Here is a 6,958-nt window from a genome sequence, read left to right on the forward strand (position 1 = left end):
GTAAACACATGACACTAACTAAAGCAGAATTGGCCGATATTTTGGTCGACAAAGTCAGCAACGTCACCAAAAATGATGCCAAAGAAATCGTCGAGCTCTTTTTTGAAGAAATCCGCAGCACTTTGGCGCGTGGCGAAGAAATTAAAATTTCCGGTTTCGGCAATTTCCAATTGCGCGACAAACCTCAACGCCCGGGTCGTAACCCTAAAACCGGCGAAGAAGTGCCGATTACCGCACGCCGTGTGGTAACTTTCCATGCCAGCCAAAAACTCAAAGGCATGGTGGAGCATTACTATGACAAACAACAATAACCCGGTTATTCCTGCCAAGCGTTATTTTACGTTGGATGAGATGTGCCAATTGGTACAAATCAGTCCGGCCCAGTTTGCCCAATGGCAACATGAAAATAATATTGTGATTGGATACGGTGGCGATCGATATACGCGCTCAGATGTCGTTAAGTTGTTGAAACTGAAAGATACGTTTGAACCGTATATCGATACGTTCAGCCGTGGCGCTTTGGATGCAAACGGCAATCCTGCCGCCAATGCGGAAGAAGTCCGTCATGGTCTGATGCAGATTTTGTCTGATTTGGAGCGTCATCTGGGTTCTGAACAACAAAACCACCATGTCGAGCCGTAATCGATAAGGAAATTGTGATCAAAAGTGCGAAGGCATACAAAGATTTGCATGATTGATTATTGTAAAGGCTGTTTGAATTGTTTTCAGACGGCCTTTATTGTTTTATATTGCTTTCGAAATATCAGAATCTTGATTGCAAATGATTCTATGAAATAGCCGTAAATGTTATACTTAGCCTCTTGTTTGCCGATTGGGAAAAGCGGCCATTTGTTTTTTGCGGCAGACTAAGTTTTTTACAATAAAATGTAACGGCAGAATAGATTAGGCTGTCGGACAACATTCAAATCGATGAAATGGATAGCAGAAAATGAGCAGAATCCAACAAACTTTCTCAGCGCTTAATGGCGCAAAAGCACTGATTCCTTATATTACAGTGGGTGATCCCAACCTTGAGACGACCTTGGCATTGATGCACAGCCTAGTGGCTAACGGTGCCGATATTTTGGAACTGGGTGTGCCGTTTTCTGACCCGATGGCGGATGGTCCGACCATTCAGCGTGCGGCCGAAAGGGCGTTGGCAAATCATGTTTCTTTGCACGACGTATTGGAAACAGTACGTTTGTTCCGCCAAACCAATGATAAAACGCCGGTTGTCTTGATGGGCTATTTGAACCCAGTACATAAAATGGGTTATCAAGCGTTTGCACAAGCGGCTGCCGACGCGGGCGTAGATGGCGTGTTGACTGTGGATTCCCCGGTAGAAACCATTACCCCGCTGCATGACTCGTTGAAAGCGCAAGGTATTGATTGTATTTTCCTTATTGCGCCGACAACAACTGAAGAGCGTATTCAAACGATTGCCAAAGTAGCCGGTGGTTTTGTGTATTATGTATCGCTCAAAGGTGTAACCGGTGCGGCAAGTTTGGATACTGAAGAAGTTTCGCGTAAAATAGAGCTTTTGCGCAAATATATTGATATTCCAATCGGTGTCGGCTTCGGCATTAATAATGCGGAGAGTGCGCGTAAGATTGGCGCGGTAGCGGATGCCGTTATTGTCGGCAGCCGTATCGTCAAAGAGATTGAAAGCCACGCAGGTAGCGAGGCCGAAGCAGTAGGCGCGTTGGTTAAAGAGTTGAAAGACGCGATTCGCTAAATTTTTTATTCCATTATTTCAGACGGCCTTACATTCAACAGGCCGTCTGAATTCTGAATTCCAAGGAGTCATTCATGAGCTGGCTAGATAAAATTCTTCCTCCGAAAATTAAAAACCGAAGCAGTTCGTCCAGCGTCCCTGAAGGCCTGTGGCACAAATGTCCGTCTTGTTCGGCAACCGTTTATTCAACCGAGTTGAAGCAAAACAGCGAAGTCTGCCCGAAATGTAATCACCACAATCCGCTTTCTGCGCGCGAACGTTTGAATCTGCTTTTGGATGAAGAAGGCCGTGAAGAGATTGCAGCCAATATTAAACCGACCGACCCGCTGAAATTCAAAGACAGTAAAAAATATCCCGACCGCCTCGCGGCTGCGCGTAAAGCAACCGGTGAAGACGATGCATTGGTTGTTATGAAAGGCACCATGAACGGCCTGCCTGTCGTGGTGGCTGCGTTTGAATTCCGTTTTATCGGCGGCTCTATGGGCTCGGTCGTGGGCGAGCGTTTCGTTCAGGGTGTACGTCGTGCCGTTGCAGATAATTGTTCGTTTATTTGCGTGGCGGCTTCCGGTGGTGCGCGTATGCAGGAAGGGGTCAACTCTTTGATGCAGATGACGAAGACTAGCGCGGCTTTGCATTTGCTGACTGAAAAACGTCTGCCGTTTATTTCCGTATTGACTGACCCAACCATGGGCGGCGTGTCTGCCAGCTTTGCCTTCTTGGGTGATGTGGTTTTGGCAGAACCGAATGCGCTGATTGGTTTTGCCGGTCCGCGCGTTATTGAGCAGACTGTACGTGAAACCTTGCCGGAAGGTTTCCAACGTGCAGAATTCTTGTTGGAGAAGGGGGCAATCGACCAAATCGTCGATCGCCGTTCCATGAAAAAACGTATCAGCGATTTGATTACTTTGTTGCGTCATGAAGGTAAAGTAACTGCTGCTTGATTGGCACAATAAGAAAGGCCGTCTGAAAATAATATTTCAGACGGCCTTTTTGATTATTGAGGATTAAGCAGTCAATGCGGTTTTCAAAACCTTGTTGACTTCGCCCATGTCGGCTTTGCCGGCCAGGCGGGTCTTCAATACGCCCATGACTTTGCCCATATCTGCCATACCTGATGCACCGGTTTCTGCAATGACTGCTTCAACGACAGTCTTGATTTCTTCTGCGGACATCATTTGCGGCAGGTAGCGATTGAGGATTTCGATTTCCGCGTTTTCTTTGTCAGCCAAATCTTGACGGCCGGCTTCGGTGTAGATTTTGGCGCTGTCTTTGCGCTGTTTTACCATTTTGGTCAGGATAGAGATGACTTTTGCGTCATCGGCTTCAGTGCGCTCATCTACTTCAAATTGTTTGATGGCGGCATTAATCAGGCGGATGGTGCTTAAAGACACTTGGTCTTTGGCACGCATGGCGGTTTTCATGTCTTCGGTTAATTGTGTTTTTAGGCTCATAATGTGCTCACTTTATATCAATAAAAAGGTGCCGTCTGAAAAACAAAACACACCGCAAAGCTGCCCTTGCGGTGTGTCGTTTATCACAGGGCAGGCCTGTAATTAGTACATTTTAGGAGGCAGTTGTTGGCTGCGCAGACGTTTTTGCAGACGTTTGGCTGCAGCAGCTTTTTTGCGTTTGCGTTCAGTAGTTGGTTTTTCGTACGCTTCACGGGCGCGCAGTTCGGTCAACAGACCGGTTTTTTCTACGGCACGTTTGAAACGACGCATGGCAACTTCAAATGGTTCATTCTCTTTAACACGAATAGCAGGCATTTTATTTCCTTTAAATTTTGTTCAATCAAACCGTTTTAAGAAATAGAGGACGGTTTGTCATAATGGGGGAGTTGTTGTATCGCTGGTTTGCCTAGGGCAGGGCGGGATACGCGCCGTGATGTAAACATCACCTCCTAACAAGTCGGCTTTTGCCGTGCAAGTGACCTTTTCGGTCAGAAACAATCGGGCGATTATCTTATAAACCCGATAGTCTGTCAAGATTGCAGGCCGTCTGAACGTTTGATTCTGTCTCACTTTTCAGACGGCATATCGGGTATTAATAGCGGGCGGGAACCGTACCCATACGTTGTTTCAACGAAGTTTGCGGTTCATTGAACAATGACGCGTAATAAGTCGCGTTGGTCATGACTTTTTTCACGTAGTCGCGGGTTTCGGTGAATGGGATGGTTTCGGCGTAGATGGCGCCTTCCAAAGGCGAAGAAGCCTGCCAGTTGCGGGCGCGGCCTGGGCCGGCATTGTAGCCTGCGGTGGCCATTACTTCGTTATTTTGCAGGCGGCGTTTGGCATCTGCCATGTACCAAGTACCCATGCGGATGTTGCCGTCCATGGTGTAGAGTTCGCTGCTGCTCATGCCGATTTTGCCGGCGATTTCGCGGGCGGTTGCAGGCATGACCTGCATCAGGCCTTGCGCGCCGACGCTGGATTGCGCGCCCATGACAAAGCGGCTCTCTTGACGAATCAAACCGTAAACCCATGCCGGGTCAACGCCTGCCTGTGCGGCATAGCGGACGGTCAGGTCTTTAAATGGAGAGATATAGCGCAATTTGTAGTTGAGTTTGTGGTCGGTACGGTCGGCACTGTTGATTGCCATGTCGTAGAACTGGTTGTCGAAAGCGACTTGTGCGGCAGTCAGCAGGTTGTCTTCGTTGAAGTCGCGGGTGGCAAAACGCCATTCCGCCTGTGCCTGACGGCGCATTTTGGAATCGCCGTTGCTTTGGCTGTTTTTAAACAGAACCAATGCGCGTTTGATGGCACCGTCTTCGCTCATACGGCGGACGTCTCTGGCATCGGCATCGGAAACATTGTTGCGCGTATTGATGCGGCGGCCCAGTTCTTCACCTGCCATTACGGCGTAGAAATTGCGGCCGGAAGCGGCAGCTTTTTCATACATTTCTTTGGCTTGGCTGCTTTTGCCTTGTGCGGCAAAGCTGCGGCCCAGCCAATATTGCCATGTCGGGTCTTTTTGCAGTTTTTCAGGCATATGCTGAATCACGCTTGCCAATTCGTCCCAACGTTGCAGACGCAAAGCGGCGCGTGCGTACCATTCCAATTGTTCGTCGGTCAGTTGTTTGCGGTCGGAAACGCGACCGTAGTAGCTCAAAGCGGTCGGCATATTTTGGCTTTGTGCATGGTAGTGGCCCAATACGCCCCATGCGAAGCTGCGTTGTTCGCGGCTGAGGCCTGATTCCATGTCGGACAGGGTAGCGGCGGCAGAAGCGGATTTGCGTGCATCTTTGCCGATTACGCTCAACAGGCTGTATTCGGTCGCACCTTGCGCGCCACCTTCAAACGGGCTGCCCAATGCGGCGGCGAGGTTGCGTGCATCCGTGGTTTGGCTGTTGCTCAACAAGCCGCGCACGCGACGCCATGCATCGTTGGTGTTCAGACGGCCTGAAGCTGCCGCGCTTTCAACCAAGCGGGTACAGCCGGCAGGCAGTTTGCCGGTCACGCGAACCAGTTCGGCGGCTTTGCTGTCATTGCCGCTGCTCAAATCGGCATAACATTGCACTTCTTGTGCGACGCCGGCGGCGTTCAATTTGCCGAATTCTTGACGGAATAAATCCCATTGGCCGCGCGCGCCCAAGGTTTTCAACCATTCGTTGCGGACGTTTTCAGCCATTGCGCTGTCACTGGCTTGGGATAAAAATTGTTGTACCCAAGCATCGTCACCGCGTTTGGCGGCATCGACGGCGCTTTGGTATTGGCTGTAATCGGACAGGACTTTGGATTCGCTGTCGGCGCGGCGTGAAGGAATAGAAGTGGATTTAGGCTGAACGACGCTTTCGGTTTTCGAAGCAGTCGGTGTGTTTTGGGTGGCGCACGCCGATAAAACAGCGGCGGTAATCAAGCTGAGGGAGAGAGGGAAAAGACGTTGAACGTTCATTGGATACCGTGTCGTTTTTAGAATCAAAATAGTTGCTTATTTTAAATGATTTATGCGGAATAACCGAATTACAAACCGATATTTACATTTTCAAAGCCCGGAAATGACTCAGGTCGTCTGAAATATGAAACACTTTTGAGGTATTCCTAATTCAGACGGCCTGTTATGAAGGAAGTCATCAATCGGGTTTGTGTTCGATATAGTCTTGCGGTTTGTCGGCTTTGCCGGTGCGCGTAACCGTGTATTCGCCTTCGATAATGTCTTCATCATCTTTGGCAGGGCCGTAAGTTTGGCGGCTTTGGAAAGACTGTGCAGAAGAAACGGGCGTATTGCCTTTAAACGGAATCAGCAAGAGCAGGGCGACGGCGGTTGAAATAAAACCGGGGCTGAGCAGGAAAACCGCGGCGGCGGTATAGCGAATCGGCCACAGCATTTGATAGAGGGAAATGTTTTGTCCGCTGCGGACGGCTGCGCCTGCGAGCAAAAGGCCGGAAATACCGGTATGGCGCAGCATAAAGATACCGCTGATAAAGCTGACGGCCATCACAAACAGCGTCCAGCCGCCACCTATCCAGTCGGCAACCCAGACGATGGACATGATTTCCAAAAAGATTAAAACCAAAAAACCGATTCCAAAATACTGCATAAGTGTTTGTTCCTTCATTCAACGGATAGTGTCAATTGTGTTTTATCTAGATAAAGATAAACCTTATTTTTTCAAGCAAATGCTGTGTGAAAAAGGGTAAACGGACGATGAGGCCGTCTGAACGGAGATAAAAAGAAGACTGATGTTTCAGACGGCCTTTAGATATTCTATCGCATCACATTGTTCCAATCGCTTTCAAAATAGCTGACGAGGATTTGGTTGTTCAAATAATTTGCTTCAACCTTGCGCCTTGCCATATCGGGCGGAAAGCGGAACATTTCGGCGGCGGTCTGGGCGTTGAGATAACGTGTGGGAACGTCGAATTTTTGCGGGACGGGGAATTGCTTATCGAAGCCTGCCAACACAAATCCCCATTCGCCGAAGGAGGGGACGTAGACGTGATAAGGCGCGGTAGAAAGGCCGGCGGCTTCGAGGGTGGCGACGACCGACCAGTAGGCGTTGGGGGCGAAATAAGGCGAGGTGGATTGGACGACGATTTTGCCCTGCGGCTGAAGATGGCGGGCGACGAGGCGGTACATGGGAACGGAGTAGAGTTTGCCCAGCGAGAAATTGGAGGGGTCGGGCAGGTCGATGATGATAACGTCGAATTTTTCAGACGACCCTTCCAGCCATTTGGCGGCATCGTCGTTGACGACGTGCATTTTGGGATGGGACAGCGAGCCTTG

The 6,958-nt window shown here is 49.5% G+C and carries 8 protein-coding genes and 1 pseudogene; 4 read left to right on the forward strand and 5 right to left on the reverse strand.

Annotation, left to right across the window (positions count from 1 at the left end; translation table 11 throughout):
• Positions 1 to 8 precede the first annotated feature (8 nt).
• The 4 genes from ACTHS3_RS02880 (at position 9) to accD (ending at position 2,676) form a co-directional block, all read left to right on the forward strand.
• On the forward strand, positions 9 to 311 hold the full coding sequence (locus ACTHS3_RS02880) for an integration host factor subunit alpha (RefSeq protein WP_003680933.1): 303 nt from the start codon (positions 9 to 11) through the stop codon (positions 309 to 311).
• A complete protein-coding gene (locus tag ACTHS3_RS02885; RefSeq protein WP_440367114.1) occupies positions 295 to 642 on the forward strand; it encodes a hypothetical protein in 348 nt (115 codons plus the stop codon). Before ACTHS3_RS02880 ends, ACTHS3_RS02885 begins: the two co-directional genes overlap by 17 nt.
• Positions 643 to 949: 307 nt before the next feature.
• A complete protein-coding gene (gene trpA, locus ACTHS3_RS02890) occupies positions 950 to 1,735 on the forward strand; it encodes a tryptophan synthase subunit alpha (RefSeq protein WP_440367116.1) in 786 nt (261 codons plus the stop codon).
• A 74-nt stretch (positions 1,736 to 1,809) separates the two neighbouring features.
• The gene (gene accD / locus ACTHS3_RS02895) at positions 1,810 to 2,676 is read left to right on the forward strand and encodes an acetyl-CoA carboxylase, carboxyltransferase subunit beta (protein ID WP_222570393.1); all 867 of its coding nucleotides are present in this window, start codon (positions 1,810 to 1,812) and stop codon (positions 2,674 to 2,676) included.
• A 63-nt stretch (positions 2,677 to 2,739) separates the two neighbouring features.
• On the opposite strand, the gene ACTHS3_RS02900 is transcribed toward accD, so the two are convergent.
• From ACTHS3_RS02900 to ACTHS3_RS02920, 5 genes and pseudogenes are all read right to left on the reverse strand, one after another.
• Positions 2,740 to 3,186: a GatB/YqeY domain-containing protein gene (locus ACTHS3_RS02900; protein ID WP_004519479.1), complete on the reverse strand. Its 447-nt coding sequence runs from the start codon at positions 3,184 to 3,186 to the stop codon at positions 2,740 to 2,742.
• A 102-nt stretch (positions 3,187 to 3,288) separates the two neighbouring features.
• Entirely contained in the window at positions 3,289 to 3,501 is a 213-nt protein-coding gene (rpsU, locus tag ACTHS3_RS02905) for a 30S ribosomal protein S21 (protein ID WP_003680926.1), read from the reverse strand.
• A gap of 277 nt (positions 3,502 to 3,778) precedes the next feature.
• Positions 3,779 to 5,626, reverse strand: a complete 1,848-nt coding sequence (locus ACTHS3_RS02910) for a transglycosylase SLT domain-containing protein (protein ID WP_440367118.1) — start codon at positions 5,624 to 5,626, stop codon at positions 3,779 to 3,781.
• 178 nt (positions 5,627 to 5,804) lie between these two features.
• A complete protein-coding gene (locus ACTHS3_RS02915; protein WP_036490296.1) occupies positions 5,805 to 6,272 on the reverse strand; it encodes an FxsA family protein in 468 nt (155 codons plus the stop codon).
• A 167-nt stretch (positions 6,273 to 6,439) separates the two neighbouring features.
• Positions 6,440 to 6,958, reverse strand: a pseudogene (locus tag ACTHS3_RS02920) (polyamine aminopropyltransferase); the annotation flags it as partial.

It is taken from the genome of Neisseria sp. P0009.S007 (genome assembly GCF_051962515.1).